This window comes from Hydrogenophaga sp. (genome assembly GCF_018780385.1).
In the GTDB taxonomy this organism is placed as follows: Bacteria; Pseudomonadota; Gammaproteobacteria; order Burkholderiales; family Burkholderiaceae_C; genus Hydrogenophaga.
Genome location: NZ_JADMJO010000003.1, coordinates 204536 through 230936, shown reverse-complemented (window position 1 = coordinate 230936; position 26401 = coordinate 204536). Strand labels below are relative to the sequence as shown.

Here is a 26401-nt window from a genome sequence, read left to right as displayed (position 1 = left end):
GAATATGAACCACCCCCCGCGCCGCTTCGCGGCACCCCCCTCTCTCGCCTTCGGCGGGAGGAGGGCGGCACCTGTGGCCCGGCAAAGCCGGTTCCATGGTGCCCCTGCATGGGTGCGTGGCTTGCGGTGCGCGTTGTGCTCCCGCTGGGTGGAGAGCTGAATGCATTTGCTTTCTACGCGCCCCGGAGGCCACGTCGAAGACGGCGGGCAGGGCATCGTGCGCGTGGAGCAGACGCCGGGTGACATCGTGGTGCTGAGCGCGGCCGATACCACGCTCTCGCTGCTGGCCGACGCGGCCGCGAGCCTGGGCGATGATTTCCCCAGGGTCCGGCTGGCCAACCTGATGTGGCTGCGCCAGCCCGCATCGACGGACATGTATGTGGACGACGTACTGCGCCACGCCCGCGTGGTCGTGATCGACCACCTCGGCGCCCCGAGCGACTGGGCCTACGTGGTGGAGCAGGCGGTGTCGCTGGCCGCGAAGCACGGCCAGTGGCTGGCGCTGTTCTCCGGCGACAACGTGCAGGACCCGCAGCTGCTCATGCGCAGCACCGCAGGGCCCGAAGACTGCGACCGGCTCTGGCGCTGCCTGCGCGAGGGCGGGCGCGACAACGCGCTGGCTTTCTTCTCGCTGATCGGCCACGCGGCCTTCGGGCTGGGCCAGCGGCCTCCGCCCCCATTGCCTTTGCCACCGGTGATGCCCTACACGCCGCAGGCCGCCGCGCCATGGCGCGCGGGCGCACCCGTGGCGCTGCTGGTGTTCTACCGCGCGCACCTGCAGGCCGGCAACACGGCGGTGTTCGACGCCGTGCTGGCCGCGCTGGCGGACGCTGGCCTCAATGCGCTGGCGGTCGCGGTGGACTCGCTCAAGAACCCGGCCAGCTTGGCCGCGCTGCAGGCGCTGGCCCTTGAGCGCGGCGTCGGCGTGGTGCTCAACGCCACCAGCTTTGCCGTGGCCTCGCTCGATGGCAGCGACGACGCCTTGCCCGACGACGCGCCGCTCGCCACCCTGGCCGGCGACGCCCCGGTGCTGCAGCTCATCACCGCCGGCTGCTCGCTGGAGCAGTGGCAGGCCGACCCGCACGGCCTGGCGCCGCGCGACCTCGCGATGCAGGTGGTGCTGCCCGAGGTGGACGGCCGCATCGGCACGCGCGCCATCAGCTTCAAGGGCCTGGCCTGGCGCTGCGAGCGCACCGAGGTGGACGTGGTGCGTTACCAGCCCGAGCCCGAGCGCATCCGTTTCGTGGCCGAGCTCGCGCGCCGCTGGTGTGTGTTGCGCGAGAAGTCCAACGCCGACAAGCGCATCGCGCTGATCCTCGCCAACTACCCCAACGACGATGCGCGCCTGGCCAACGGCGTGGGGCTGGACACGCCCGCGTCCACCGTGCTCATCCTGCAGGCCTTGTGCGACGCGGGGTACGGCACCGGCGAGCTGCCCGAGCACGGTGATGCGCTGATGGCACAGCTGGTGCAGGGCGTGACCAACAACGTGGACGCCAATGACCACCGGCCCGCCGGCCAGAGCCTCGCGATGGCCGACTACCTGGCCGATTTCCACGCCCTGCCGCAGGACAGCCAGGACGCGGTGAACGCGCTCTGGGGGCCGCCCTCGCAGGACCCGATGCAACGCAGCGGCCGCTTCATGGTGCCGGGCCTGCGTCTGGGCCAGGTCTTCGTAGGCATCCAGCCCGCGCGTGGCCGCGACCTCGACCTGGTGGCGAGTTACCACGACGCCGACCTGGTGCCCACGCACGGCTACCTCGCGTTCTATTTCTGGCTGCGGCGCGCCTTCGCGGTGGACGCGGTGGTGCACGTGGGCAAACACGGCAACCTCGAATGGCTGCCCGGCAAGAGCGTGGCGCTGGGCGCGGCCTGCTGGCCCGACGCCATCCTGGGGCCGCTGCCGCACCTGTATCCCTTCATCGTCAACGACCCGGGCGAAGGCAGCCAGGCCAAGCGCCGCACGCAGGCGGTGATCATCGACCACCTCATGCCCGCCCTCACGCGCGCCGAAACCTACGGCCCGCTGCAGGAACTCGAACGCCAGATGGACGAGTACTACGAGGCGCTCTCGCTCGACCCGCGCCGCGCGAAGCTGCTGCGCGAAAGCATCCTGCAGCAGGTGCTCAAACACAGCCTGCACCAGGAGCTGGGCTTCCAGCCACCGGCCGACGAGGCGCAGCGCGAACAGCTGCTGGCGCGGCTCGACGCCTACCTCTGCGAGATCAAGGAATCGCAGATCCGCGACGGCCTGCACATCCTCGGCCGCTCGCCGCAAGGCCGCCAGCGCACCGACACCCTGGTGGCGCTCGCGCGTTTTCCGGGCGGCAACGCGGCGGGGCAGGGCAGCCTGCTGGTGGCGCTGGCGAACGACCTGGGCTTGCAGGGCTTCGACCCACTGAGCCCCGAGTGGGCGGACGCCTGGCACGGGCCGCGCCCCGAAGCACTGCAGGGCCTGAGCGACGAACCCTGGCGCCACGCGGGCCACACGCGCGAGCGGCTGGAGTTTCTGGCCATCGTGTTCGTCACGAAGCACCTGGGCGCGGAGCCCACGCCGCTCGACGCACAAGCCTGGCCACAGACCGCGCCGGTGATCCAGCGCATGCGCCAGACCCTGGCGCCGCGCCTGGACGCTTGCGGTCCGAACGAGATCGGCCAGCTGATGCGTGGCCTGTCGGGCCGCTTCGTGCCCGCCGGCCCCAGCGGCGCGCCCTCGCGCGGTCGGCCCGACGTGTTGCCCACCGGGCGCAACTTCTATTCGGTGGACACGCGTGCCGTGCCCACGCCCACCGCTTACGCCATGGGTGCGCTGGCAGCCGACCGCGTGATCGAGCGCCACCTGCAGGACCACGGCAACTTTCCCGGCGCGGTGGGCCTGTCGGTCTGGGGCACCAGCACCATGCGCACCGGCGGCGAGGACATCGGTCAGGCCTTCGCGCTGCTGGGCGTGCGGCCCAAGTGGGCGCCGGGCAGCAACCGGGTGGTGGACATCGAGGTGCTGCCCATGGCCATCAAGAACCGGCCGCGCGTGGACGTGACGCTGCGGGTCTCGGGCTTCTTCCGCGATGCCTTCCCCAACGTGATCGACCTGTTCGACACGGCGGTGCGCGCCGTCGCCGCCATTTCCGAAGACGACGAGCCGGACGAGGTGAACCCGATCCGGGTGCGCGTGCAACGCGAAGCCGCCGAGGCCGTGGCCGCCGGCGCGGCCGCCGATGACGCGCAGCGCCAGGCCACCTGGCGCGTGTTCGGGCCGCGCCCGGGGGGTTACGGCGCGGGGCTGCAAGAGGTGATCGCCAGCGGCCGCTGGAACGAGCGCGCCGACCTCGCCCAGGCCTACCTTCGCGCGGGTGCTTTCGCCTACGGTCAGGACGGCCACGGCACCGCCGCACGCGAGGCGTTCGAGCAGCGCCTGGCGCGCGTGGACGCGGTGCTGCACAACCAGGACAACCGCGAGCACGACATCCTCGACTCGGACGACTACTACCAGTTCCAGGGCGGCATGGCCTCGGCTGTGCAGCACCTGGCCGGTGCGCCCGCCGCGCTGTACCACGGCGACTTCAGCACGCCCGGCGCGCCGCGCGTGCGCACGCTGAACGAAGAGGTGGCGCGCGTGGTGCGCGCGCGCGCCGTCAACCCGAAGTGGATCGATGGCGTGAAGCGCCACGGCTACAAGGGCGCATTCGAGATGGCCGCCACGGTGGACTACCTCTTCGCTTTCGACGCCACCACCGGCGTGGTCGGCGACCACCAGTACGCGCTGGTGGCCGACGCCTACCTGCACGACGACGCCACGCGCGACTTCCTGCAACAGCACAACCCGCTGGCTTTGCGCGGCATCGGCGAGCGCCTGCTGGAAGCCATGCAGCGCGGCCTGTGGGCCGAGCCGGGTGAGCACCGCGAACGCATCGAAGAGCACTTGCTGGCCCTCGAACACACGCTGGAAAACCAAGGACCCTTGCCATGACCACCGTTCCCGAACTGCACGCCGCGTCCAGCGCGGCCTTTCCGTTCACCGCGCTGGTGGGCCATGCCGCCTTGCAACGTGCCTTGCTGCTGGCCGCCATCGACCCCGGCATGGGCGGTGTGCTCATCAGCGGCCCGCGCGGCACGGCCAAGTCCACCTCGGCGCGCGCACTGGCCGCGCTGCTGCCGCAGGCGCCCTTCATCACGCTGCCGTTGGCGGCGAGCCTGGAACAACTCGTGGGCACGCTCAACCTCGAAGACGTGCTGCGCGACGGCCAGGTGCGTCTCGCGCCCGGGTTGGTGGCGCGCGCGCACGGCGGCGTGCTGTACGTCGATGAAGTCAACCTGCTGCCCGATGCGCTGGTCGATGCGCTGCTGGACGTCGCCGCCAGCGGCGTGAACACGGTGGAGCGCGATGGCGTCTCGCGCCAGCACGCCGCGCAGTTCGTGCTGGTGGGCACCATGAACCCCGAGGAAGGCGAGTTGCGGCCGCAGTTGCTGGACCGCTTCGGCCTGTCGGTGGTGCTGGAGAACCCGAACGACGCGCTCCAACGCCAGGCCATCGTGCGTGCGCGGCTGGCGTTTGACGCCGACCCGCAGGCGCTGGTGGCCGAGCACGCCGATGCGCAGGCACAGCTGGTGGCGAAGCTCGCTGCCGCGCGTGCCGCGCTGACGGCCATCGAATGGACCGACGACGTGGTGCAGCACGCGTCGCAACTGGCACTGGCAGCGGGAGTGGATGGCATCCGCGCCGATCTCGTGATGCTGCGCGCCGCGCGCGCGCTGGCGGCGCTGGAGCAACGCCACACCGTGCGGCTGGAAGACGTGGACGCCGTGGCCGAACTGGCGCTGGCGCACCGCCGTTCCGAGGACGCGGCACCACCGCACGCGGCTTTGTCGCCCGCGCCCGGCAACCCGCAGCCCTCTGCAAACCGACAGGGCGCCTCGGCCTCCGCGCAACCCACGCCCGAAGGCGACTGGGGCGCGCTGCCACCACAACCGCAAGCCATGGTGCGCGTCAGAAACACGGGGGCGTGGCCCCCAAAAAAAGCATGAGCCACCCCAGCCTGCGCGCGCCGACGACGGCGCCCGGCGGCTGGCGGTGGCCAAGCCCGAACCGTTCTCCACGACCGGACCTGGCCCGGCATGCCGCGCGTCCCGCCGAGGCGATGGGCTCCGGCATTCACTGGGTGCGCACGCTCATGAGCAAGGGGCCGCAGCGCCTGGCGCCATCGCACCTGCGCCATCAACCGGCGAACGCCAGCGTGCCCAGCCTGCACCTGATCGCGCTCGACACCTCGGGCTCGATGCGAGCGGGTGGCCGTCTTGCCAAAGCCAAGGGCTATGCCGCGCGCCTCATCGAGCAGGCCGCGCGCGCGGGCGACCATGTGGCGCTGCTGTGCTTCGGTGGACAAGGCGTGGAGTTGCTGCTGCCACCTGGTCCGGCGCGCGCGGCGGGCAGCGCGCGGGTGCGGCCCGTGGGCGGTGGCGGCGGCACGCCGCTGTCGGCCTGCCTGGCCGAAGCCGAGCGGCTGCTGCGCAATGCCCAGCGCCCACGCGGCATGGGCGGCACGAACTGCCTGTGGTTGCTCACCGATGGCCGCACGCTCGAACAACCGGTGGCGCCTGCCGCGGCGGGCCACATCGTCGTCGTGGATTTCGACGACCGCCTGCGACCCATCGGCCGGTGCGCGGCCTGGGCCGAACGCTGGCGTGCCGAGCACCGCCTGCCCGCCTGATCAACACCCTGAACGTCATGCACTCATCCGTTCCCCCACCACCGATCACCGAGGTGATCGTCTGCACCACCTGCCGCCCACCGGGCGCGTCCCGCGACGAGCCGGCGGCTGGCGCCATCCTGTTCGAGGCCGTGCAGGCGGTCCACCTGCTGGATGGGGACCCGTCGATGCGCGTGCACGTGCGTGGCATGGCCTGCCTGAGCAGTTGTGGGCGCGCCTGCTCGGTGGCCTTCCAGGCGCCAGGCAAACACACCTACCTGTTTGGCGACCTCGTGCCCGATGCCGAGACGGCCGAGCACGTGTTGCTGTGCGCCGGCATGCACGCCGCCGCGAGCGACGGCAACCTGCTGCGCAACGAGCGGCCCGCGCGCTTGCGCAGCGGCATCCTGGCGCGGCTGCCGCCCAGCCTCGAGGCCACAGAAGCATGAGCGCAGCGCCGAGCCGTTCCCAAGCAAGCTCGCACCGCAGCCCACAGGGCGAAGGTACCCCAGTGAGTACCACACTCGTTTTGATTTCCCACCATGGCGCCGAAGGGCGCGACGCCATGGCTTCCTTTTCCTGACGCCTCAACCTCTCTTCGAAATGGAGCACCACATGAATGGAACCACCACCTCGGCGCCTTCGGGCACCACCTCCGCCGTGCGCAGCTTGCTGCTGCAACTGGCCGCTGCCGCCGCCCTCGGGCTGGTCGTGCTGTATGGCGTGGCGTTTGCCGACAGCCCGGTCGCGCACAACGCGGCGCACGACGTGCGCCACGTCACCGTCAAGCCCTGTCATTGAGAAGCACCCCCGCCGCGCTTCGCGCGACCCCCTCAAGGGGGCGGCGCCTGCGGCCCGGCAAAGCCGGTTCCGCGGCACCTCTGGACAAACCACCTCACTCTCCTGGAGCTACATCATGATTTTTTCCCGACTGATCTGGGCGAGCCTGGCCGTCGCGCTCGCCGTGGGTGTCGTGCAGACCGGCATGCAGCAATGGCAGGCAGTGCCCATCATCCTGGCCGCCGAGGCCTATGAAGACCAGAAGATCGAAGCACCTGTCACCGCTGGCCACGTGCACACGCAGAGCACGGCCGCAGCGCCTGCACACGTGCACGAGGAAGCGCAAGCGTGGGCTCCTGCCGACGGCTTCGAGCGCACCGCGTGGACGTTTGTGGCCAATGTGCTGCATGCGTTCAGCATGGCACTGCTGGTGTTCGCTGTGATGGGCGTGGCCCTGTGGCGCGGCACCAACTTGCGCGCGCTGCCGCTGGCGCTTGTCACGGCCGCTGCGGGCTGGCTGGTGTTCCACTTCTGGCCCTCGATCGGCCTGCACGCCGAGATCCCTGGCATGGACGCCGCGCGCCTGGGTTCGCGCCAGGGCTGGTGGTTGCTGGCCGCCGTGAGCGCGGCGCTGGCCTGCTGGTCCGTGGCGGGCATGCGCAGCCATTTGCGCTGGATCGCCGCTGCGGCGTGGCTGGCCCTGCCCTTTGTGGTGGGTGCTCCGCACATCACGGCCGATCCCCTGAGCGGTTTCCAGGGGGAGGCCCAGGCGGTGCTGCGCGATCTGGGCACCCAGTTTGTCTGGGCCACCACCTGGATCTCGCTGTCGTTCTGGCTCTGCATGGGCGTGGCCTCGGGCCTCGCCTTCCAGCGCTGGGTGCAACCGGCGTTGCTCGCCACCTTCGGCCTGGCCGGCAAGCCGGCGCAAGCAGCCTGACCGCTGGCCATCGGCCCGCCACCCGGGCGGGCAGAATGCCGCATACAACAAAAGGAATCCCCACATGAGTACCGATACCCTGACATCTCCCGTCACCGCGCAGCCCCTGCATTTCCACGCCACACCCAAGCCCGTGTCGGACGCGGGCACACAGGCCTGGAGCGTCGACGACGTTGCCGCACTGTTCGATCTGCCGTTCTCCGAGCTGATCCACCGCGCGCAAACCGTGCACCGCGAACATTTCGACCCCACCGAGGTCGAGCTCGCCACGCTGCTGTCGGTGAAGACCGGCGGCTGTCCTGAAGACTGTGGCTACTGCCCGCAGTCGGTGCATTTCGACACGGGTCTTGAAGCCGGCAAGCTCATGGGCGTGGCCGCTGTGCGCGAAGCCGCCCAGCGCGCGAAGCAGGCGGGCGCCACGCGCTTCTGCATGGGCGCCGCCTGGCGCGCGCCCAAAGACCGCGACGTGGACGCCGTGGCCGAACTCGTGCGCGCCGTGAAAGAAGAAGGCCTGGAGGCCTGCGCCACGCTGGGCATGCTCAACGAAGGCCACGCCGAGACCCTGCGCGACGCCGGCCTGGACTACTACAACCACAACCTGGACAGCGCGCCCGACTTCTACGGTGAAGTCATCACCACGCGCGACTACCAGGACCGCCTGGACACGCTGGAGCGCGTGCGCGGCGCGGGCGTGAAGGTCTGCTGCGGCGGCATCGTGGGCATGGGCGAGTCGCGCCGCCAACGCGCCGCGCTTGTGGCACAGCTCGCCAACCTCGCACCCGACTACCCCGAGTCGGTGCCGATCAACAACCTGGTGAAGGTGCAGGGCACGCCGCTGGCCGACCAGCCCGACCTCGATCCGCTGGAGTTCGTGCGCACCATCGCGGTGGCGCGCATCACCATGCCGCGCGCCCGCGTGCGCCTCTCGGCCGGGCGCCAGCAAATGAGTGAAGCGGTGCAGGCCCTGTGTTTCCTGGGTGGCGCCAACTCCATCTTTTACGGCGAGAAGCTGCTCACCACCGGCAACCCCGACGTGGCCGCCGACATGGACATGCTCGCCAGACTGGGCATGCAGGCGCGTCGCGCCTGATCACACCGCCATGTCGGTCAACGAAGCCTGGCGCCAGCGCAGCCTCGCGGCGGTGTGGCACCCCTGCACCCAGATGAAGCTGCACGCGAGCGATGGTGCCGCGCTGCCGCTGATTCCCGTGGCCCGCGCCGAAGGCGTGTGGCTGCACGACCATGAAGGCCGGCGTTACCTGGACGCGATCAGCTCCTGGTGGGTGAACCTGTTCGGGCACAACCACCCCGCCATCCGCGCTGCGCTGATTGATCAACTGAACACGCTGGACCACGTGATGCTGGCCGGCTTCACCCACGCGCCGGTGGTGGAGCTGTCGGAGCGCCTGTCCGCTCTCACCGGTCTCGGACACGCCTTCTACGCCAGCGACGGCGCGAGTGCCACCGAGATCGCACTCAAGATGAGCGCGCACCACTGGCGCAACGCCGGGCGCGCGCGCAAGAACCGTTTCGTCGGCGTGGCCGGTGGCTACCACGGCGAGACCGTGGGGGCGTTGGCCGTGACCGACATCGCGCTGTTTCGCGAAGCCTATGCGCCGCTGGTGCGCCTGGGTGCCACCGTGCCCAGCCCCGATACCCGCGCGGCTGCGACGGGTGAGTCGGCCGCCGATGTGGCCGAACGGGCCGCAGGCGCGCTGGCCGACTGGCTGGCCGAACACCACGAGGACACGGCGGCGCTGATCGTCGAGCCGCTGGTGCAGTGCGCCGCCGGCATGGCCATGCACGATCCCCTGTACCTGCGGTGCGCGCGCGAGCTGTGCGACCGCTACCAGGTGCATCTGGTGCTGGACGAGATTGCCGTTGGCTTCGGCCGCACCGGCACGCTGTTCGCACACGAGCAGGCAGGCATCCGGCCCGACTTCCTGTGCCTCTCCAAGGGCTTGACCGGCGGTACGCTGCCGCTGTCGGTGGTGCTCACCACCGACGAGGTCTATGCCGCCTTTTACGATGACCAGGTCGCGCGCGGCTTCCTGCACTCGCACAGCTACACCGGCAACCCGCTGGCCTGCCGCGCGGCGCTGGCCACGCTGGACCTGTTCGAACAGACCGACGTGCTGCGCCGCAACGTGGGCACCGGCGAGCGCATGGCCGCGCAGTTCGCGCCGCTGTCAGCCCATCCGCGTGTGCGCCACGCACGGCGCCAAGGAATGATTTTTGCGTGGGACGTGCCCAGCAGCCTGCCCGACTTCGCTCGCCGCTATGCCCGCCATGCGCTCGACCAGGGCCTGCTGCTGCGGCCCATCGGCCACACGCTGTACGCCATGCCGCCGTATGTGATCGACGAAGCTGAAGGCGCGCACCTGGCCACAGGTGCGCTCGTCGCCTTGCAGGCCACGCTGGCCGAAGAAGAGCCCTCCAGCGCGCTCGCTCTGGAAGGGGTGTGCGATGGCGTTTGACGGCTGCTTCATCACCGGCACCGACACCGGTGTCGGCAAGACGCTGGTGAGCGCGGCGCTCTTGCACACGCTGGCGCGCCACCACCGGCGCGTGGTCGGCATGAAGCCGGTGGCCGCCGGCCTGATCGATCACCAGGGGCAGTGGGTCAGCGAAGACGTGCTCGCCCTGCGCGCGGCCTCCACCGTGGCCGTGCCCGCCGCGCTCGACAACCCGGTGGCCTTGCCCGATGCCATCGCACCGCACATCGCGGCCCGGCGCGCGGGGCAGGCCGTGAGCGTGGCCGCTCTGCGGGCCGCGCACCGCGCCTTGCGGGACCAGGCCGATGCGGTGGTGGTGGAAGGTGCGGGTGGCTGGCGCGTGCCGATCAACGACCACGAAACCCTGGCCGATCTGGCACGCGCCATTGGCGCGCCCGTCGTGCTGGTGGTGGGCTTGCGCCTCGGTTGCCTGAACCACGCGCTGCTCACGGCCGAGGCGATTCGCGCCGATGGGCTGGAACTGGCGGGCTGGGTGGCCAATGCGGTCGACCCCACCATGCCCTTCCGCGAGGACAACATCGACACACTGCGCCAGCGCCTGTCGGCACCGCTGTTGGGCACCGTGCCGTGGCACGCTGAGGCGCCCGATGCGCGCCACATCGCGCTGCAACTGCCCTCTGCATGGCAATAAAGGAATGACTGTGAGCTGGTTGAACGAATTCGATGAACGTCTGAGTGCACTGGATGCGCAGGCACTGCGCCGTCGCCGCCGTGAGGTGGTGCCGGAGCAGGGCGCGCGGCTCAACGTGGACGGTGAGTCCCTGCTGGCCTTCTGCAGCAACGACTACCTCGGCCTGTCCCAGGCCCCGGCGTTGCGCGAGGCGGTGCACGCCGCGGTGGACCGTTACGGTGTCGGCTCGGGCGCCTCGCCCATGGTCAGTGGCCACAGCGTGGCCAACGCCGCGCTGGAGCGTGAACTCGCCGAGGCCGTGGGCCTGCCGCGCGCGCTGTACTTCTACGCCGGCTATGCCACCAACGCCAGCATCGTGCCGGCGCTGGTGGGCGAGGGCGACGCGCTGTTCTCCGACGCGCTGAACCACGCCTGCCTGATCGATGGCGCGCGCCTGTCCAAAGCCACGGTGCACCGCTACCGCCATGCCGATCTTCAGCAGCTCGACGCGCTGCTGGCGGCCAGCCCGGCGCGCCGCAAGCTGGTGATCAGCGACGCGGTGTTCAGCATGGACGGCGACATCGCCGACATCGCGGGCCTGCACGCGCTGTGCGAACGGCACGACGCGCTGCTGCTGCTCGACGACGCGCACGGTTTCGGCGTGCTGGGGCCGCAGGGCCGGGGCGCCCTGGCCGCCGCCGGCCTGACCGGCGCGTGGGCTTCGCCGCGCGTGATCTACATGGCCACGCTGGGCAAGGCGCTGGGCGTGGCCGGGGCGTTCGTGGCCGGGCCTGAGCGGCTGGTGGAATGGCTGCTGCAGAAAACCCGCAGCTACACCTACGCCACCGCTGCGCCAGCCCTGCTGGCCGAGGCTGTGCGGGCGGGTCTGCGCTGCGTGCTGGGGCCCGAGGGCGAGCGCCGCCGGCGGCACCTGAATGCCTTGGTCGCCCAATTGCGAGAGGGCTTGGCCCCCGGTGCCGACGCGGCGGTCGATGCCGCTGGCTGGACCCTGATGCCCTCGGATACCGCGATCCAGCCCCTGGTGATCGGCGACAACGAAGCCGCCCTGGCCGTGATGGCCGTGTTGCGCGAGCAGGGCCTGTGGGTGCCCGCGATCCGCCCACCCACCGTGCCGCAAGGCACCGCACGGCTGCGCATCGCGCTGTCGGCCGCACACGAATCCGCCGACGTGGACGCGCTGTTGCGCGCGCTGCGCATCGCGGCGCGTGCCATGGGCGCGCAGGGCCAGGCGGTGCATTCCCCGCTGGCCACCGCGTGAACGCCATGAGCGGGCTCCTCCCCCTGTTGCCCGACGTGGTTACGCCCATCGCGACGTTGGTGGCCCTGCTGATCGATCGCTGGTGGGGCGAACCGCCGACGCGCTGGCACCCGGTGGTGTGGATGGGGCGGGGCCTTGACGCCATGGGCCGGCGCATTGCGCCTGCCATGGGCGAGTCCGCGCCCGCCGCTGGCCGGCTGTTCGTGGCCGGCGCGCTGGGTTGGATCGCCGGGGCCGCTGTGGTGGTGCTGACCGCGCTCGCGGCGACCTGGACTGTGGGGCAGGGGCCGGCGTGGCTGCAGGCCCTGGCCTTGGGCCTGTTGCTCAAGCCGCTGCTGGCCTGGCGCATGTTGCGCGACGAGGTGCGGGCGGTGGAGGCGGCGCTGGGCGAGTCGCTGGCGGCGGGGCGCGAGCGTCTGTCGTGGCTGGTGAGTCGCGACGTGAGTGCGCTCGACGCCGCGCAGGTGCGCGAGAGCGCCATCGAATCGCTCGCCGAGAACCTCAACGACTCGGTGGTCGCGCCGTTGTTCTGGTTCGCCGTGGCGGGTCTGCCCGGCGCCGCGCTCTACCGTTTCGCCAACACGGCCGACGCCATGTGGGGCTACCGCGGCGAGCGCGGCGGCCGCGACTGGACCTGGGCCGGCAAGTGGGCGGCGCGGGCCGACGACGTGTTGTCGTGGCTGCCCGCGCGCATCACTGCCGCCTTGCTGGGCTTGCTCGGTTCAGCGCGCGGCCTGAGCACGCTGCCGGCGCAGGCGCGGCGCACACCGTCGCCCAACAGCGGCTGGCCCATGGCTGCGATGGCGCTGGCGCTCGATGTGCGCCTGGGCAAGCCCGGCGTGTACGAATTGCACGGCGCGGGCCGCAGCCCGCAGGCCGCCGACACCGCGCAGGCGCTGCAGCTCGCCGGCCGCGTGGTGGCCTTGCTCACCGTCACTGCGCTGCTCTGGGCGGCGCTGATCTGGAGTTTCACACCATGAACATCACGCACGGCGGCCCCGACGCACTGGGCGTGCCCCGTTGGGACTTCTCCACCAACGCCAACGCCTGCGGCCCGTGCCCCATGGCGCTGGTGGCTGTGCAGCAGGCCGATGTGCGCCACTACCCCGACCCCACGTACACGGTCTTGCGCGAATCGCTCGCAGCCTTCCACGCGGTGGATGCCGCGCGCATCGTGCTGGCCGGCAGCGCGAGCGAGTTCATCCACCGTTTCACCGTCTGGGTGGCGCGCGAGGGTGGCCAGCGTGTCTGGCTGCCGGTGCTGGCCTATGGCGACTATGCGCATGCCGCGCAGACTTGGCGGTTGGAGCCCATGCACGACCCGGCACGTGCCCACCTCGCCTGGATCTGTGAGCCATCAAGCCCGACGGGCGAGATCGAGCCGTTCGCGCGGCGCGTGGTCGCATCGGGCGCGCAGGTGGTGCTGGACCGCGCCTACGAGCCGCTTCGCCTGAATGGTGCCTGCAGCCTCGACCCCGTCGCGCTGCAACGCATCTGGCAACTCTGGACGCCGAACAAGGCGATGGGGCTGACCGGCGTGCGCGGCGCTTACGCCATCGCCCCCGAGCGCGCCGTGGCCGAGGCGCGCGCGCTCGATCAAATGGCGCCCTCGTGGCCGCTGGGCGCGCACGCCGTGGCGATGCTCGATGCCTGGGTGTCGCCGGCCGCCCAGGACTGGCTGACGCGGAGTCTGGAGACATTGCGCGAGTGGAAGCACGAACAACTGGGCTTGTTGAACGACCTGGGCTGGCGCGTGTTGCCCAGCGAGGCCAACTACGTCTGCGGCAAACCCCGGAACCCGGTGGATGCGATGGGCTTGCGCGCGGCCGGCATCAAGCTGCGTGACACCACGTCCTTCGGCTTGCCGGGCCACTGGCGCCTGGGCGTGTTGCCGCCCGAGGCGCAGGCCGCTTTGCGCACGGCATTGCACCGCACGGAGGTGTGCCGATGACCGCGCGTTGCGTGATGGTGCTGGGCACGACCAGCGGCGCGGGCAAGAGCTGGCTCACCACCGCGCTGTGTCGGCATTACGTGCGGCAAGGTCTCAAAGTTGCGCCGTTCAAGGCGCAGAACATGAGCAACAACGCACGGGTCGTGGATGGCGGGGAGATCGGCAGCGCGCAATACTTTCAAGCCCTGGCGGCACAAGCCGAGCCCGAGGTGCGCATGAACCCGTTGCTCCTCAAGCCCGAGGCCGACACGCGCAGCCAGGTGGTGCTGATGGGGCAGGTGAACGAAGCGCTGTCCAACATGCCCTGGCGTGGCCGCAGCTTGCACGTGTGGCCGCAGATTGCCGCTGCGCTGGACGCGTTGCGCGAAGAAAACGACGTGGTGGTGATCGAGGGCGCGGGCTCGCCGGCCGAGATCAATCTGCACGCCAGCGACATCGTGAACATGCGCGTGGCCCTGCATGCGCAGGCGCGCTGCCTGCTGGTGACGGACATCGATCGCGGCGGTGCCTTCGCCCATCTGTATGGCACCTGGGCGTTGCTGCCGGCTGAGGAGCGCGCGCTCATCCACGGCTTCGTGCTCAACAAGTTCCGCGGCGACGCCAGTCTGCTCGCGCCCGCGCCGCAGATGCTGCAAGAACTTACGGGTGTGCCCACCGTGGCGGTGTTGCCCATGTGGTGGCAACACGGCCTGCCCGAGGAGGACGGTGTTTTTGACGACCGCACACGTGCCGCCGGCGCCGTGAACAAGACCATCGCCGTCATTGCCTACCCGCGCATCAGCAACCTCGACGAGTTTCAGCCGCTCAAGAACGTGCCCGGCGTGCGCCTGGTCTGGGCGCGCACCCCCGCCGATTGCGCGGGTGCCGACTGGATCGTGCTGCCCGGCAGCAAGGCCACCGCAGCCGACCTGGCCTGGCTGCGGACACAGGGGCTGGACCGCGCGATCGCTGCGCACGCTGCGCAGGGCGGGGCGGTGCTGGGTGTGTGTGGCGGGCTGCAAATGCTGGGTGAGGCGCTGATCGACACGCACGGCATCGATGGGAACGCACCCGGCCTGGGCCTGTTGCCGCTGGTGACGCAGTTCGACCTGCAGAAGACCGTGCGCCACACGCACACCGCTTTTGGCGCACTGCACGGCGCATGGTCCGCCCTCTCTGGCGTGGCCGCCGCCGGCTACGAGATTCACCACGGCCAGACCGCGCAGCACCCGGCCATGGCGGCGGGCGGCGATGTGGCACGCGAGGTGTTGCCCGGAGGCCTGGGCTGGCAGAACGCCGCGGGCAACGTGCTCGGCGTCTACCTGCATGGCCTGTTTGAAGACCTGCGCGTGATGCATGCGCTGTTTGGCGCCACCGCGCCCACGCTGGAGACCGTGTTCGACGGCCTGGCCGATTTCATCGAAAAACATGTCGAGCCCGGCGTGCTCGATCAACTCATCTCACCCTGACCATGACCACCATTCCCGACATCTCCCAGCCCGAACTCGCCCAGACCCTGCAGCACGCGCTGGACAACAAGACCAAGCCGCTGGGCTCGCTCGGTCGCCTGGAGGCGCTGGCGCAGCGCATCGGTTTGATCCTGGGCAGCACGGCACCCGTGCTGCAGTCGCCCCAGATGCTGGTGTGCGCGGGCGACCACGGCCTGGCCGCTCGCGGGGTCTCGGCCTTTCCGAGTGACGTGACCTGGCAGATGGTGGAGAACTTCCTGGCTGGTGGCGCCGCGGTGAGCGTGCTCGCGCGCCAGCACGGCATTGGTCTCACGGTGGTGGACTGCGGCGTGAAGCACGACTTCGCCGAACGCGAAGGCCTGTTCATCCGCAAGGTCGCGCACGGCACGGCCGATGCGCTCGACGGCCCGGCCATGAGCGCGGCGCAGTGCGCGCAGGCCATCGCCAACGGGCGCGAGGTTTTGCAGGGCCTGCCCGGCAACGCGCTGCTGCTGGGTGAAATGGGCATTGGCAACACCTCGGCGGCTTCGATGTTGCTGGCGCGTCTGGGTGGGCTGGATGTGGCCGATGTCACCGGCGCGGGCACCGGGCTTGATGCTGAGGCGGTGCAGCGCAAGATCGGCATCCTGCGCGAGGTGCTGGCGCGCCACGCCGACGCGAACGCGCCGCTCGATGCGCTCGCGGCCTTTGGCGGTTTCGAGATTGCCACGCTGGTGGGTGCCGTGCTGCAGGCCGCGGAAGAGTGCCGAGTGATCGTGGTCGACGGCTTCATTGCCACCTCGGCCGTGCTGGTGGCGGCGCACCTGCAGCCGCATGTGTTGCAGCGCTGCGTGTTCGCGCACCGCTCTGGCGAACGCGGCCACGCGCTCATGCTGGCTCACCTCAAGGCCGAGCCGCTGCTGGACCTGGGCCTGCGCCTGGGCGAAGGCTCGGGCGCCGCGCTGGCCTGGCCACTGCTGGTGAGTGCATGTGCGCTGCTGCGCGAGATGGCGAGCTTCGAGGCGGCGGGTGTGTCTCGCAGCGAAGACGAGGCGGCTCCCGCGCGCGCATGACGCAGTTCGCTCGCCACTTCCTGCTCGCCTTGCAGTTCTTCACCCGCATCCCGGTCACGGGGCGGCTGGCCGACTGGGTGGGCTTCAGCCCGGCGATGCTGCGCGCGAGCGCGGCGCATTTTCCGGGGGTGGGCTGGGTCGTGGGCGGGCTCACGGCGGCGGTGTTGTGGGGGCTGCTGCTGCTGTTGCCGGCGGTGCCCGCCGCACCTTGGGTGGCGGCGATCGCGAGCACCGTGTTCGGCGTGTTGCTCACGGGCGCTTTCCATGAAGACGGACTGGCCGATCTGGCCGACGGCCTGGGTGGTAGCGCGCAGCGCGAGCGTGCGCTGGAGATCATGAAGGACTCGCGCATCGGCAGCTATGGCGCGATGGCGCTGGTGCTGACGGTGCTGGCCAAGGTGGCGCTGCTCGCACTGCTGGCGCAAACGAACGCATGGCTGGTGGTGGTGGCGCTGTTCGCGGCGCATGTCACTTCGCGTACCGCGCCGCTGTTCGTGATCCGCACGCTGGCGCATGTGGGCGACACACCTCGATCAAAAAGCAAACCACTGGCCGAGAGCATCGGCAACGCCGGCTTGGCCGCTGGCCTGCTGTGGTGGGCACTGGCCTTGGCGCTGGTGGTGTGGCTGCTGCCGGGTGCGCCGTGGGCGCAGGCCGTGCTCGGCGCGCTGATCGGCCTCGTCTGGATGTGGCGCCTGCTGCGGCGCCGGCTGCAAGGCTTCACTGGCGACGGACTGGGCGCCACGCAGCAGGTGTGTGAAGTGATGTTCTACCTCGGCCTGGCCTTGTCACTGCCATGAAACTCTGGATGCTGCGCCACGCGCGCGTGGTCTTGCCCGAAGGCCTTTGCTATGGTGCGAGCGACGTGCCGGCCGACGCCGCGCTCACACGGGAAGCCGCGCAGGCCTTTGCACCCCTGCCACCTCCCGGCACCCCGGTGTGGGTCTCAGGCCTCTTGCGCGCGCAGCAAATGGTGAGTGCGCTGCAGGCCGTGCGGCCCGACCTGGGCGCCGCGCGCATGGACACGCGCCTGAACGAAATGGACTTTGGCCAGTGGGAACTGCAGCGCTGGGACGGCATGCCGCGCAGCGCCTTCGACGAGTGGATGGCCGACTTCGCGCACCACCGCTTTGGCGGCACGGAGAGCACGCAGATGCTGCTCTACCGCGTGGCTGCCGCTCTCGCGGATCTGCGACCTGCGAAGACGACCGACGTGGTGTGGGTCACGCACGCGGGCGTGATCCGCGCGGTGCAGCACATCGTGGCCAGTGGCGGGGTGCACATCAAGGATGCGGCCGAGTGGCCGAAGGACGCGCCCGAGCCGGGTGGGTGGACGTCGGTATCGCTGTGAGACCGACGATGTCTTCAATCGGCAAGGAGTGGACGTTTGACGCAATGAATGAAAAATTTCTACCAGGCCTTCGATTGCGGCGCTTTGCTGGCGATGACGACTTTCCTGCGATGGCGGTGGTGGCGAACGCGGTGTTTGCGGCTGACAAGATGGGCTGGGTTCGCACGCCGGAACACATACGTCGCGATTACGCCCAGTTCACTGACTTCGACCCTTTGGGCGACATCGTGATGGCCGAGGTCGACGGCCAACTGGTGGGGTACGTGCGCACCTCGCACTGGACCGACGAAAACGGCTGGCTGGCCCAGGCCCAGATTGGCTTCGTCCACCCGGCCTTCCGGCGGCGAGGTATCGGCACTGAATTGCTGCGCTGGGTGGAATCTCGACAGCGCGAGTTTGCCCAGGGCCAAGGTGCTGCGTCCATGCATCACGTCTTTGTGACCGAGGGCGAAGTCGGCCGCGCAGCCATGCTGCGCCGTGCCGGCTACGTGCCCGCGCGCCACTTCCTGCGCATGGAGCGGCCAACGCTCGATGACATACCCAAGGTCCCGCTGCCCGAAGGCTTCGAGGTGCGTCCGGTGGATGCAGAACATTGGCGCCCGATCTTCGACGCCCACATGGAAGCTCTGCGGGGACACTGGGGCGTGACACCGCCAAAGCCCGGCGACTTTGAACGTTGGACGACGCTGCCAACATTCCAGCCACATCTTTGGCAGGTGGCATGGCACATCGAAAGCGGTCGTGTCGCCGGGCAGGTCAAGCCCTTTATCAACGATGAGCAGAACGTGACGCAGAAACGCCGACGTGGTGAGACGGAATTCATCAGCGTGGGCGCGCAGTGGCGCCGGCGTGGCTTGGCGCGCGCGCTCATAGCGGCTGCGCTGCGTGCACACGCGACGCCGGCATGAACGAATCCGTGCTTGGCGTGGACGCCGACAATGCACACGACGCTGCAGTTGCAGAACCTTGCACGAGTCCCCTATCGCTCGCCGCGCGGCTCCGGGCCACGAGAGCAGGGCCCGGGGTTTCCCGTCAGCTCAGGTGCTTGCCGACCAGGCCGGTCATCTCGAACATGGTGACTTCATCCTTTCCGAAGACGGCCTTGAGCTTGGCGTCGGCCAGGATGTTTCGCTTGTTCTTCGGGTTCTGCAGGTTGTTGGCCTTGATGTACTCCCACATGAGCTTCACGACTTCGGTGCGGGGTTGCGGCGTTGCACCGATCACAGCGGCCAGCTCGGCGCTGGGAGTGAGGGCGCGGTTGAATGCGGTTTGCTTCTTGGCAGTGGTCATCTGAGTCTCATTGGTTGAAACGAAGATTCTAGGGCGAGCTTCCGATCCCTTTGTAACCGCCTGCGAAAGCGGCACCCGCTACAGCGGCAAGCCGTCAGGCGCGCAAGTCCATCCCGCTCCAAGCTTTGAACACCTCCACCTGCTTTTGCAGCCAATCCACAGGCATCGGAGTCGTCCCCCAGTGGTGCAGCCGCCCCACTGCCTCGCCCATGTTCCACAGGTGGCGAAGCTGCACGAACAGTGGCAATGCCGCCAGGTCGTCCTCGTTCACCTCGCAGCCGCCCGCGCGGTACCCGCGCAGGTAGTGCGTCCAGCGCCCGCGCAGCGCGTCGTCGGGTTCCTTGAGGCCTTTGCGAAACAGATACGACCAGGGCAGCACGCTCAGGTCGTAGGCCAGGAAGCCCGGGCCCGCATCGTCGAAGTCGAAGAACACGGTCTTCTTGATACCGGCCGCGTCCGTGTGCACATGGTTGTTGAAGCCGTGTGTGTCGCCGTGGCAGACGACGCGTGTCAGTCCGCGCTCGGCCGCGGCCAGCGCTTCAAGCAGGCGGTGTACCAGCCCGCGGTACGTTTCAAGAAGCTCCGCGCTCACCTCCGGGTACGCCTGCAGGTAGCCCAATGTCCGGCCGGCCAGGTGGTGGCCGTCCAGCGTGTAGCGGCTGGGCGGCCCCGTGTAGTCGCGTGCCGCTTCGTGGATGTTGGCCAGCGTGCGCCCTGTGAGTTCGAATTCTTCCAAAGTATCGGGAATCGCGCCTTCAGCATGGCGGAACAGCGCCAAGGCGCGCGGTCCTTCGGGGAACTGCAGTGGGATGTGCGAGCGCCCGTCCGGGGTCGTCACCGGAGCGGCAACTCCCGTGCCTTTGGCTTTCAGGTGTGACAGCAGAGAGACTTCAAAATCAATGTTGAAGCCGCCACGGGGCCGGACCGAGCACAGGCGCGCCACGTAGCGCATCCCGTCGGCCGAACGCAGCGCGTAGTTGTCGTTCAGGCCACGGCGAATCAGGTGGCACTGCTGCACCGCAAGGCCATGGTGCTGCGCCACCCACCGTGCGATGGAGGTGGCGGCAGCGGTGGTGTGCGTGGCGACGAGATCGGGGTCGTGTTGCTGGGTGACGGGCATGGCAAATTATCCATGTCCACCTTTGACGAATTTCGCGTCGTGATCTGGCACAACGTGACAGGCCTTTTTGTCAGATCACCGTCTTGTCCCTGTAGTCACAGTACGCGATCACCGCGCATTTCGGGCACAACGGCTTGCGCGCCTGGCACACGTAGCGACCGTGCAGGATCAACCAGTGGTGCGAGTCCACCGCATAGGCCGGCGGCACGCGTTTCATGAGCTGAAGTTCCACCGCCAGCGGGTTCTTGCCCGGTGCCAGGCCGGTGCGGTTGCTCACGCGAAAGATGTGCGTGTCCACCGCCATGGTGGGCTGGCCAAAGGCCACGTTGAGCACCACGTTGGCGGTCTTGCGGCCCACGCCGGGCAGGGCTTCGAGCGCTTCGCGCGTGCGCGGCACCTCGCCGCCGTGCAACTCCACCAGCATGCGGCAAGCCTCCAGGAGGTGGCGGGCCTTGCTGCGGTACAGACCGATGGTCTTGATGTAGCCCTCCAGCCCGTCAAGGCCCAGGTCGAGGATCTTCTGCGGGGTGTTCGCCACCGGGAACAGCTTGCGCGTGGCCTTGTTCACGCCCACGTCGGTGGCCTGGGCCGAGAGAAGCACGGCGGCCAGCAACTCGAACACACTGGTGTATTCGAGCTCGGTTTGCGGGTGAGGGTTGGCGGCTTTGAGTGTGGCGAAAAAGGCGTCGATCTGGGCGGGCGTCATGGGCGCGGATTCTCCCACGCGCTCACGCGCTTTCGGCCTCGGCGCGCAGCCAGTTCGCGAAGTCCAGCGCGTCGGCGTTGCCATGGGCATGGTCCGCCACCTCCACGTAGTAGCCCCGGCGTGTCGCCGCTCCACTGCGAAACGGTGCGACCAGTTTCTTCTCGTTCACCAGCGACTGCAGCAGGGGCAGGCGGCCGATCACCACGCCTTGCCCGGCCACGGCAGCGGACACCGCGTCGGCGTATTGGGTGAAGTGCATGGTGTTCTTCATGCGCATGTCCTGCAGCCCCATCACCTGAAACCAGGGGTCCCAGTCCGAGGTGAGCGCATAACCCGCGGGCTTCTCCACCGTGAGCAGGGTGTGCCGGGCCAGGTCAGCCGGCTGGCGCAGCGGCGCCGTCTTGTCGCGCAGCAGCGCGGGCGCGCACAGGGGTTGCACCGTTTCCTCGAACAGCGCCTGCCCGCGCCCGACGCTGGACGGCACGAAGCGCACCGCCACGTCGAGCCGGTGGCGTGCCAAGTCCATGATCTCCATGGAGGCCGAGATGCGCACATCCACCTGTGGGTGGCTGGCGGTGAAGCGCGAGAGCCGCGGGATGAGCCAGAGGGAGGCAAAGCCGTGCGTGCACGTCATGGCCACCTGGCGCAGGCCCGGGCCGGGGCGCACGCGCGCGGACGCATCGAGCAGGCGTTCCAGCGCATCGCGTGTGGCGCGCTGCATCACCTCGCCGGCCTCGGTGAGCGTGAGCGAACGGTGTCCGCGCTCGAACAGCGCCACGCCCAGGCTCTCTTCGAGCAGCTGGATCTGCCGGCTCACCGCCGACTGCGTGAGGCTGAGCTCCTGTGCGGCCAGGGTGAAGCTCAGCGTGCGCGCGGCGGCGTCGAAGCAGGGCAGCAAGTCCAGCCGCAGCATCTGTGAGCGCGGAACCGGCGGGGGCGGGGTTTTCACATTCTGTATCGGCATGCGAAGCATTCGAAAACATCGTTTGCGCAGTATAGGACGGCTCCGTACAGTCATGCACATCCCTGATGTGAAAGGACTGTTCCATGAAAACCGATACCTTGACCGTCGACCTCAACATGCCCCACAAGGCCTTGCAGGTCATTCCCCAGGGCGCGCTGCGCCTGGTCTGCCGCGAAGGCAGCGTCTGGATCACGCTGGATCACGAGCAGCGCGACGTGGTGCTGAACCCCGGCGAAGTCTTCAACACGCTGCCCCGGCAGCGCGCGATTGTCTATGCGCTGGAGACATCGGTGCTGAGGCTGGAGCCGGTGGTGTGCACCCGGCGCGCCACCGCGCCGCGCTGGCGCTGGTGGCCACAGCGCTTGCGCCGAAGCGGCGCGCACGCTGGCGCCGTCCCGGTCCCGGCCTGAGCCGATGGCCCATCGCGGGTTTCAGGGCGCGCGGTAGGGCCTGGCCCACAAGCGCGCGCGGTCGCCTTCCGTGTGGATCCACACCGCCAGGGCCCGGCCTTGCGCGTCCACCCCCAGGGCCGATTCTGAGACCGAGGCGGATGCGCTGTTGTCCAGCCGTTGCGCCGTACCCGGTGCGCCGCTGGCGGGCCAGTGTGTCGTCCACAGGGTGCGTGCATCGCCGTCCCGCACAGTCCACATGCCCATCGCATTGCCGAGGTCGTCGGCGCCCATGCGCACGTCGTCCTGTGCCAGTGACTGGCCGCTGTGCAAGGCCATAGGCTGACCTGGTTGTCCGTGCTCAGTTCGATTGGCCCAGACTTCGGTGCGGCCGCCGTTGGATTGCACCCAGGCGGTGATGGCGTGCGCCGCGCCCCACGGTGCCAGGTAGGGGCTGCGTGTCACCGAGGCGTAGGCGCCCGATGCGCTGGTGGTTGTGGCCCAACCCGAGTCAGGCAGGAAGTGGTTCAGGCCGATGAGTTGTTGCAACACTTCGTTCGTCTGCCGCCATACCGCCAGGGTGCTGCCGTCGCCCAGCCGGGCCAACACCGGTTGGTTTGAATAGCCGTCGCTCTGGTCGATCTGCACGGCCGTTAGGGACGTGCCGTCGGGATTGATGTGATTGGCCCACAAGTCGTCCCTACCGTTCGCGTCGGACTGGTGCCAGACGCTGAGCAGGCGGCCCTCGGCGCTCAGGCTCACCTGGGGGGTCCGTGCATCGTATGGCGCGCTGTCGAGCCGCACCGCCGAGCTCCAGCCCTGCGTCGGGCTGAAGCGCCGGGCGTGCACCTGGTATGTCACGTCCACGGTCTGCATCCAGACCACGGCCATCTCGCCTGCTTCGTTGATGGCGGCGCGCGGATGTGCCACCAGCGTGTCTTGTGGCCTGGACATCAGCTCCGCGGTTCCCCAGCCGGTGTCGGGGTCGTAGCTCTGGGCCCAGATCTGGTTGAGCGGACTTGCGCCCTGGACCCAGACCACCAGTGCACGGCCTTGTTCATTGACGGCCACGTCCGGCAACGCCGCGATGCCGGTACCGAGTGAGGTGGTGACGCCGTGGCCGTGGCCGTTGTTGATCGACACGGTGCGCGCGTGCACTTCTTGAACGGTCGATCCGTCCACCTGTTCCCAGACCACCATGCCCGCGCCTTGGCGGTTCATCGCGAGCCGCGCGTTTCGCGCGGACCCAACGTCGCCGAGATCCAGTCGCTCGGCGTCGCGCCAGGCGGGAGGCTCGGGGTTGGCCGGGGCGTCGGGCGTGGTGGGAGGGGTCGTGGGAGTGGTGGGACTGGTGGGCGTGGTGGGTGTTGCGTCTGGCGCGGCATCAGGCCCACCCCGCCCACCACAGCCGGCCAGCGTGGCCACCAGCAAAACCAGAAACGAGAGGCGTCGGATTGAACAAGTCATGTGGGTTTTTCCATTGAATGCGATGCAAACAACTTTAGAAATCCACCAGCTGCGCGGGAATCGCGTCAACAGCCCACGACCGCCTTTCGCTACCATCGGGTGTTCGCTCCATTGCCAACCACATCCGCCCCCACCATGCCGTTCACCATCCCCTTTGCCGACCGCCTCAACAACGTCGAGACTTCCGCCATCCGCGAACTGTTCAAGCTGCTGGGCAAGCCCGGCATCATCAGTTTTGCCGGTGGCTTCCCCGACAGCGCGCTGTTCGACGTGGACGGCATCCGCGAAGCGGTGAACGCCGCGCTGACCGAAGAACCCGGCGGCGCGCTGCAATACGGCGCCACGGAGGGCTACCAGCCGCTGCGCGAACAGATTGCCGCCTTCATGACGGGCAAGGGCAACACGGGCGTGGGCGCGAACGACCTCATCGTGACCACGGGCAGCCAGCAGGCGCTCGATCTGCTGGGCAAGACGCTGATCTCGCCCGGCGACAAGGTGATCGTTGAAGGCCCCACGTTTCTGGCCACCATCCAGTGTTTCCGCCTGTACGGTGCAGAGCTCATCACCGTGCCGGTGGACGGCGAGGGCACAAAAACCGACGCGCTGGAGCAGCTCATCCAGGAGCACAAGCCCAAGTTCGTCTACCTCATCCCCACCTTCGGCAACCCCAGCGGCGCCCTCATGAGCCTGGAGCGGCGCAAGGCGGTGTTGCAGATGGCCGTGAAGCACGACACCTTGATCGTGGAAGACGATCCGTATGGCGACCTGTACTTCGGTGAGGCGCCCCCGCCCAGCCTGCTGTCGCTGAGCGCCGAAGTCCCCGGCAGCCGCGAGCGGCTGGTGCACTGTGGCTCCCTGAGCAAGGTGCTGAGCCCGGGTCTGCGCGTGGGCTGGATGGTGGGCCCGGCCGACTTGCTGGCCAAGGCCACCATGTGCAAGCAGTTCAGCGACGCACACACCAGCACCTTCGCGCAAGCCACGGCAGCCCAATACCTCAAGGCAGGGCGCATGCCCGCCACCCTGGCCAGGGTGCGCCAGGTGTATGCCGAGCGCGCCACCACCATGGGCCAGGCATTGAAACGTGAACTGGGTGGCGCCATCGAATTCGTGCAGCCGCAAGGCGGTCTGTTCATCTGGGCGCGGCTCACCGGCGCGGGTGGCAAGGTGGCCGATGGTGCCGAACTGGCCAAACGCGCGATCGACAAGGGCGTGGCCTTCGTGCCCGGCGCGCCGTTCTACGCCAGCAACCCCGACGCCGCCACGCTGCGCCTGAGCTTTGCCACCGTGGGCCTGGAGAAGATCGAAGAAGGCGTGGGCCGCCTGGCCCAGGCCTTCTGATTCAGTCGGTCGATTCGAACTGCGTCGCGTTCTTGCCCTTGAACGGCGCGTAGAACGCCTTGATGGTTGCCATGTCGGCGTCCACGTCGCCGGTGGGTTCGAACAGCGGACCCAGGCCGCTGACCTTGCGTTCGTAGTCCATGTAGGCCATCACGATGGGCACCCGGGCTTCGCGGGCGATGTAGTAGAAGCCGGTCTTCCAGTAGCGTGTCTTGCTGCGCGTTCCTTCGGGCGGCACGATGAGTTGCAGCGGCCCATCGGCGTTGCGGATGGCCTGGGCCGAGGCGGCCACCAGGCTGGTGGACTGCTCGCGATTCACCGCGATGCCGCCGAGCCAACGCATGAAGCCGCCAAAGGGCGCGCGGAAGATGCCTTGCTTGCCCATCCAGTGGATGTTGAGCCGCAAGGCGAAGGCCACCATCAAGGTGTAGGGCAGGTCCCAGTTGCTGGTGTGAGGTGCTGCGATCAGCACGCTCCTGGCTGCGTGGGCGGGCAGGGCGCCTTCAACGCGCCATCCGGTGAGTTTCAGGAAACCGATCGAGAAAGCGCGCAGCACCGTGTTGACGACGGGTGTGGTGAAGATCGTGCGTTGCATGTTGCCCAGTATCGGCGACCGGTGGCGTGCATCCAACGCGTTACGATGCCGTGCGCCCCACTTGTTCGAACCGACGCCGAGACACCGCATGAAGCCCGAAGACCTGGAACGCCTGCTCACCGTGGAAATGCCGTTCGGCAAACACAAGGGCCGCGTGATCGCAGACCTGCCGGGCAACTACCTCAACTGGTTCGCCCGCGAGGGTTTTCCGAAAAGCGAAGTGGGTCGATTGCTTCAGCTCATGCACGAGATCGACCACAACGGCCTGGGCGATCTGCTCACGCCTTTGCGGCGGCGATGATCGGGCAGCTCAACGCAACCCCAAGGCTTCAACCACACGCCCGGCGGCCCACGCGTCGTTGGCTGCGTACACCAGCTGCGCCTCACTCAGGTGCAAGTTGGCCCAGTTGGACGTGGCGGCTTTCTTGGACTTGAGAAAACGCCGGTTGAACAACACCGCCACAGCGCCCTTGACGCCCATGTCCTTGCGGTAGCCGCGTTGGCGAAAGAGGGTGTTGAGCTCCAGCACGGCTGCCGGCTCCACCTTGAGTTTGGAGACGATGCGTCGGGTGTCGTCGCCCAGGCCGAAGCCCGCCTTGGTGAACCTGGCATCGGCCAACAATGCCGCAACCTGATCGCGGCACGCCGGGTCGTGCAGCTGGAACACCCAGGCACGCTGCAGGGTGGCGAGCTGCACGATGTGCGGCCCGTCGGAGACCTGGTCCTTGAAAAAGGTGGGTTTGGACTCGGTGTCGAAGCCCCAGACCGCGTGGTCGGTCAACTCGGCGCAGGCTTCTCGCGCCTGTGCTGCGGTGTTCACAAGCACGATGCGGTCCAACCCGAGGCGTTCGAAGGGTTCGAGCAGGGCGATCTCGTCCTTGCTGGGGGTGGGGTGTTGTTCGCGCGGTGTCATGTGCGGCGCAG

General features: G+C 68.9%; 27 protein-coding genes. 20 read left to right on the top strand and 7 right to left on the bottom strand.

Features of this window, described 5'->3' with window-relative positions:
- Positions 1-160: 160 nt before the first annotated feature.
- The 17 genes from cobN to IV113_RS01600 all read left to right on the top strand — a co-directional run bounded on the left by cobN (position 161) and on the right by IV113_RS01600 (position 18516).
- A complete protein-coding gene (cobN, locus tag IV113_RS01680; RefSeq protein WP_291080181.1) occupies positions 161-3967 on the top strand; it encodes a cobaltochelatase subunit CobN in 3807 nt (1268 codons plus the stop codon).
- Complete coding sequence (locus IV113_RS01675; RefSeq protein ID WP_291080179.1) at positions 3964-5022, top strand: AAA family ATPase; 1059 nt, start codon at positions 3964-3966, stop codon at positions 5020-5022. Before cobN ends, IV113_RS01675 begins: the two co-directional genes overlap by 4 nt.
- Complete coding sequence (locus IV113_RS01670) at positions 5019-5705, top strand: VWA domain-containing protein (protein WP_291080177.1); 687 nt, start codon at positions 5019-5021, stop codon at positions 5703-5705. Before IV113_RS01675 ends, IV113_RS01670 begins: the two co-directional genes overlap by 4 nt.
- A 17-nt stretch (positions 5706-5722) precedes the next feature.
- Complete coding sequence (locus IV113_RS01665; protein WP_291080175.1) at positions 5723-6133, top strand: DUF1636 domain-containing protein; 411 nt, start codon at positions 5723-5725, stop codon at positions 6131-6133.
- A gap of 166 nt (positions 6134-6299) precedes the next feature.
- Entirely contained in the window at positions 6300-6485 is a 186-nt protein-coding gene (locus IV113_RS01660) for a CbtB domain-containing protein (RefSeq protein ID WP_291080173.1), read from the top strand.
- A gap of 115 nt (positions 6486-6600) precedes the next feature.
- Positions 6601-7401, top strand: a complete 801-nt coding sequence (locus IV113_RS01655; RefSeq protein WP_291080171.1) for a CbtA family protein — start codon at positions 6601-6603, stop codon at positions 7399-7401.
- A gap of 64 nt (positions 7402-7465) precedes the next feature.
- Positions 7466-8491, top strand: coding sequence for a biotin synthase BioB (bioB, locus tag IV113_RS01650; protein WP_291080169.1), 1026 nt, complete (start codon positions 7466-7468; stop codon positions 8489-8491).
- Positions 8492-8501: 10 nt separating this feature from the next.
- On the top strand, positions 8502-9878 hold the full coding sequence (gene bioA, locus IV113_RS01645; RefSeq protein WP_291080167.1) for an adenosylmethionine--8-amino-7-oxononanoate transaminase: 1377 nt from the start codon (positions 8502-8504) through the stop codon (positions 9876-9878).
- Positions 9868-10548 (top strand): dethiobiotin synthase, encoded by a 681-nt coding sequence (gene bioD, locus IV113_RS01640; protein ID WP_291080165.1) that lies wholly within the window; start codon positions 9868-9870, stop codon positions 10546-10548. Before bioA ends, bioD begins: the two co-directional genes overlap by 11 nt.
- A gap of 4 nt (positions 10549-10552) precedes the next feature.
- Entirely contained in the window at positions 10553-11806 is a 1254-nt protein-coding gene (bioF, locus tag IV113_RS01635; RefSeq protein WP_291080163.1) for an 8-amino-7-oxononanoate synthase, read from the top strand.
- A 5-nt stretch (positions 11807-11811) separates the two neighbouring features.
- Positions 11812-12786 (top strand): adenosylcobinamide-phosphate synthase CbiB, encoded by a 975-nt coding sequence (cbiB, locus tag IV113_RS01630; RefSeq protein ID WP_291080161.1) that lies wholly within the window; start codon positions 11812-11814, stop codon positions 12784-12786.
- On the top strand, positions 12783-13757 hold the full coding sequence (locus IV113_RS01625; RefSeq protein ID WP_291080159.1) for an aminotransferase class I/II-fold pyridoxal phosphate-dependent enzyme: 975 nt from the start codon (positions 12783-12785) through the stop codon (positions 13755-13757). Before cbiB ends, IV113_RS01625 begins: the two co-directional genes overlap by 4 nt.
- Positions 13754-15205 carry a cobyric acid synthase gene (locus tag IV113_RS01620; RefSeq protein ID WP_291080157.1) on the top strand — a complete coding sequence of 484 codons (1452 nt, stop codon included), beginning with the start codon at positions 13754-13756 and terminating at the stop codon, positions 15203-15205. The genes IV113_RS01625 and IV113_RS01620 overlap by 4 nt, the downstream gene beginning before the upstream one ends.
- A gap of 2 nt (positions 15206-15207) precedes the next feature.
- Positions 15208-16257, top strand: a complete 1050-nt coding sequence (cobT, locus tag IV113_RS01615) for a nicotinate-nucleotide--dimethylbenzimidazole phosphoribosyltransferase (protein ID WP_291080155.1) — start codon at positions 15208-15210, stop codon at positions 16255-16257.
- Positions 16254-17057 (top strand): adenosylcobinamide-GDP ribazoletransferase, encoded by an 804-nt coding sequence (locus IV113_RS01610; protein WP_291080153.1) that lies wholly within the window; start codon positions 16254-16256, stop codon positions 17055-17057. Before cobT ends, IV113_RS01610 begins: the two co-directional genes overlap by 4 nt.
- The gene (locus IV113_RS01605) at positions 17054-17608 is read left to right on the top strand and encodes a histidine phosphatase family protein (RefSeq protein ID WP_291080151.1); all 555 of its coding nucleotides are present in this window, start codon (positions 17054-17056) and stop codon (positions 17606-17608) included. The genes IV113_RS01610 and IV113_RS01605 overlap by 4 nt, the downstream gene beginning before the upstream one ends.
- 8 nt (positions 17609-17616) lie before the next feature.
- The gene (locus tag IV113_RS01600; RefSeq protein ID WP_291080149.1) at positions 17617-18516 is read left to right on the top strand and encodes a GNAT family N-acetyltransferase; all 900 of its coding nucleotides are present in this window, start codon (positions 17617-17619) and stop codon (positions 18514-18516) included.
- A gap of 124 nt (positions 18517-18640) precedes the next feature.
- Here the strand turns inward: IV113_RS01600 and IV113_RS01595 are convergent, their stop codons facing one another.
- The 4 genes from IV113_RS01595 to IV113_RS01580 all read right to left on the bottom strand — a co-directional run bounded on the left by IV113_RS01595 (position 18641) and on the right by IV113_RS01580 (position 21673).
- Positions 18641-18898: an SWIB/MDM2 domain-containing protein gene (locus IV113_RS01595; RefSeq protein WP_056275206.1), complete on the bottom strand. Its 258-nt coding sequence runs from the start codon at positions 18896-18898 to the stop codon at positions 18641-18643.
- 94 nt (positions 18899-18992) lie between these two features.
- On the bottom strand, positions 18993-20018 hold the full coding sequence (locus tag IV113_RS01590; protein WP_291080143.1) for a phosphotransferase: 1026 nt from the start codon (positions 20016-20018) through the stop codon (positions 18993-18995).
- 70 nt (positions 20019-20088) lie between these two features.
- Complete coding sequence (gene nth, locus IV113_RS01585; RefSeq protein ID WP_291080141.1) at positions 20089-20724, bottom strand: endonuclease III; 636 nt, start codon at positions 20722-20724, stop codon at positions 20089-20091.
- 22 nt (positions 20725-20746) lie between these two features.
- Positions 20747-21673 carry a LysR substrate-binding domain-containing protein gene (locus tag IV113_RS01580; RefSeq protein ID WP_291080139.1) on the bottom strand — a complete coding sequence of 309 codons (927 nt, stop codon included), beginning with the start codon at positions 21671-21673 and terminating at the stop codon, positions 20747-20749.
- 98 nt (positions 21674-21771) lie between these two features.
- On the opposite strand from IV113_RS01580, the gene IV113_RS01575 reads away from it, so the two are divergent.
- Positions 21772-22098: a DUF2917 domain-containing protein gene (locus IV113_RS01575; protein ID WP_291080137.1), complete on the top strand. Its 327-nt coding sequence runs from the start codon at positions 21772-21774 to the stop codon at positions 22096-22098.
- Between the two features lie 21 nt (positions 22099-22119).
- Here IV113_RS01575 and IV113_RS01570 read toward each other — a convergent pair whose 3' ends face one another.
- On the bottom strand, positions 22120-23544 hold the full coding sequence (locus IV113_RS01570) for a hypothetical protein (protein ID WP_291080135.1): 1425 nt from the start codon (positions 23542-23544) through the stop codon (positions 22120-22122).
- Positions 23545-23679: 135 nt separating this feature from the next.
- Here IV113_RS01570 and IV113_RS01565 point away from each other — a divergent pair, with 135 nt between their 5' ends.
- The gene (locus IV113_RS01565; protein WP_291080133.1) at positions 23680-24882 is read left to right on the top strand and encodes a PLP-dependent aminotransferase family protein; all 1203 of its coding nucleotides are present in this window, start codon (positions 23680-23682) and stop codon (positions 24880-24882) included.
- 1 nt (position 24883) lies between these two features.
- Here the strand turns inward: IV113_RS01565 and IV113_RS01560 are convergent, their stop codons facing one another.
- The gene (locus IV113_RS01560; protein WP_291080131.1) at positions 24884-25477 is read right to left on the bottom strand and encodes a lysophospholipid acyltransferase family protein; all 594 of its coding nucleotides are present in this window, start codon (positions 25475-25477) and stop codon (positions 24884-24886) included.
- A gap of 88 nt (positions 25478-25565) precedes the next feature.
- On the opposite strand from IV113_RS01560, the gene IV113_RS01555 reads away from it, so the two are divergent.
- Positions 25566-25778, top strand: a complete 213-nt coding sequence (locus IV113_RS01555) for a DUF3820 family protein (protein ID WP_069046701.1) — start codon at positions 25566-25568, stop codon at positions 25776-25778.
- 9 nt (positions 25779-25787) lie between these two features.
- On the opposite strand, the gene IV113_RS01550 is transcribed toward IV113_RS01555, so the two are convergent.
- Positions 25788-26390, bottom strand: a complete 603-nt coding sequence (locus IV113_RS01550) for a 3'-5' exonuclease (protein ID WP_291080129.1) — start codon at positions 26388-26390, stop codon at positions 25788-25790.
- Positions 26391-26401 lie beyond the last annotated feature (11 nt).

Coding starts and splice junctions, on each gene's coding strand:
- bioF (WP_291080163.1), top strand. CDS start 10,553: ATGACTGTGAGCTGGTTGAACGAATTCGATGAACGTCTGAGTGCACTG.
- IV113_RS01560 (WP_291080131.1), bottom strand. CDS start 25,477: ATGCAACGCACGATCTTCACCACACCCGTCGTCAACACGGTGCTGCGC.
- IV113_RS01595 (WP_056275206.1), bottom strand. CDS start 18,898: ATGACCACTGCCAAGAAGCAAACCGCATTCAACCGCGCCCTCACTCCC.
- bioA (WP_291080167.1), top strand. CDS start 8,502: ATGTCGGTCAACGAAGCCTGGCGCCAGCGCAGCCTCGCGGCGGTGTGG.
- IV113_RS01620 (WP_291080157.1), top strand. CDS start 13,754: ATGACCGCGCGTTGCGTGATGGTGCTGGGCACGACCAGCGGCGCGGGC.
- cobT (WP_291080155.1), top strand. CDS start 15,208: ATGACCACCATTCCCGACATCTCCCAGCCCGAACTCGCCCAGACCCTG.
- cobN (WP_291080181.1), top strand. CDS start 161: ATGCATTTGCTTTCTACGCGCCCCGGAGGCCACGTCGAAGACGGCGGG.
- IV113_RS01660 (WP_291080173.1), top strand. CDS start 6,300: ATGAATGGAACCACCACCTCGGCGCCTTCGGGCACCACCTCCGCCGTG.
- IV113_RS01590 (WP_291080143.1), bottom strand. CDS start 20,018: ATGCCCGTCACCCAGCAACACGACCCCGATCTCGTCGCCACGCACACC.
- IV113_RS01550 (WP_291080129.1), bottom strand. CDS start 26,390: ATGACACCGCGCGAACAACACCCCACCCCCAGCAAGGACGAGATCGCC.
- IV113_RS01600 (WP_291080149.1), top strand. CDS start 17,617: ATGTCTTCAATCGGCAAGGAGTGGACGTTTGACGCAATGAATGAAAAA.
- bioB (WP_291080169.1), top strand. CDS start 7,466: ATGAGTACCGATACCCTGACATCTCCCGTCACCGCGCAGCCCCTGCAT.
- IV113_RS01670 (WP_291080177.1), top strand. CDS start 5,019: ATGAGCCACCCCAGCCTGCGCGCGCCGACGACGGCGCCCGGCGGCTGG.
- IV113_RS01610 (WP_291080153.1), top strand. CDS start 16,254: ATGACGCAGTTCGCTCGCCACTTCCTGCTCGCCTTGCAGTTCTTCACC.
- IV113_RS01625 (WP_291080159.1), top strand. CDS start 12,783: ATGAACATCACGCACGGCGGCCCCGACGCACTGGGCGTGCCCCGTTGG.
- nth (WP_291080141.1), bottom strand. CDS start 20,724: ATGACGCCCGCCCAGATCGACGCCTTTTTCGCCACACTCAAAGCCGCC.
- IV113_RS01575 (WP_291080137.1), top strand. CDS start 21,772: ATGAAAACCGATACCTTGACCGTCGACCTCAACATGCCCCACAAGGCC.
- cbiB (WP_291080161.1), top strand. CDS start 11,812: ATGAGCGGGCTCCTCCCCCTGTTGCCCGACGTGGTTACGCCCATCGCG.
- IV113_RS01555 (WP_069046701.1), top strand. CDS start 25,566: ATGAAGCCCGAAGACCTGGAACGCCTGCTCACCGTGGAAATGCCGTTC.
- bioD (WP_291080165.1), top strand. CDS start 9,868: ATGGCGTTTGACGGCTGCTTCATCACCGGCACCGACACCGGTGTCGGC.
- IV113_RS01675 (WP_291080179.1), top strand. CDS start 3,964: ATGACCACCGTTCCCGAACTGCACGCCGCGTCCAGCGCGGCCTTTCCG.
- IV113_RS01565 (WP_291080133.1), top strand. CDS start 23,680: ATGCCGTTCACCATCCCCTTTGCCGACCGCCTCAACAACGTCGAGACT.
- IV113_RS01605 (WP_291080151.1), top strand. CDS start 17,054: ATGAAACTCTGGATGCTGCGCCACGCGCGCGTGGTCTTGCCCGAAGGC.
- IV113_RS01665 (WP_291080175.1), top strand. CDS start 5,723: ATGCACTCATCCGTTCCCCCACCACCGATCACCGAGGTGATCGTCTGC.
- IV113_RS01570 (WP_291080135.1), bottom strand. CDS start 23,544: ATGACTTGTTCAATCCGACGCCTCTCGTTTCTGGTTTTGCTGGTGGCC.
- IV113_RS01655 (WP_291080171.1), top strand. CDS start 6,601: ATGATTTTTTCCCGACTGATCTGGGCGAGCCTGGCCGTCGCGCTCGCC.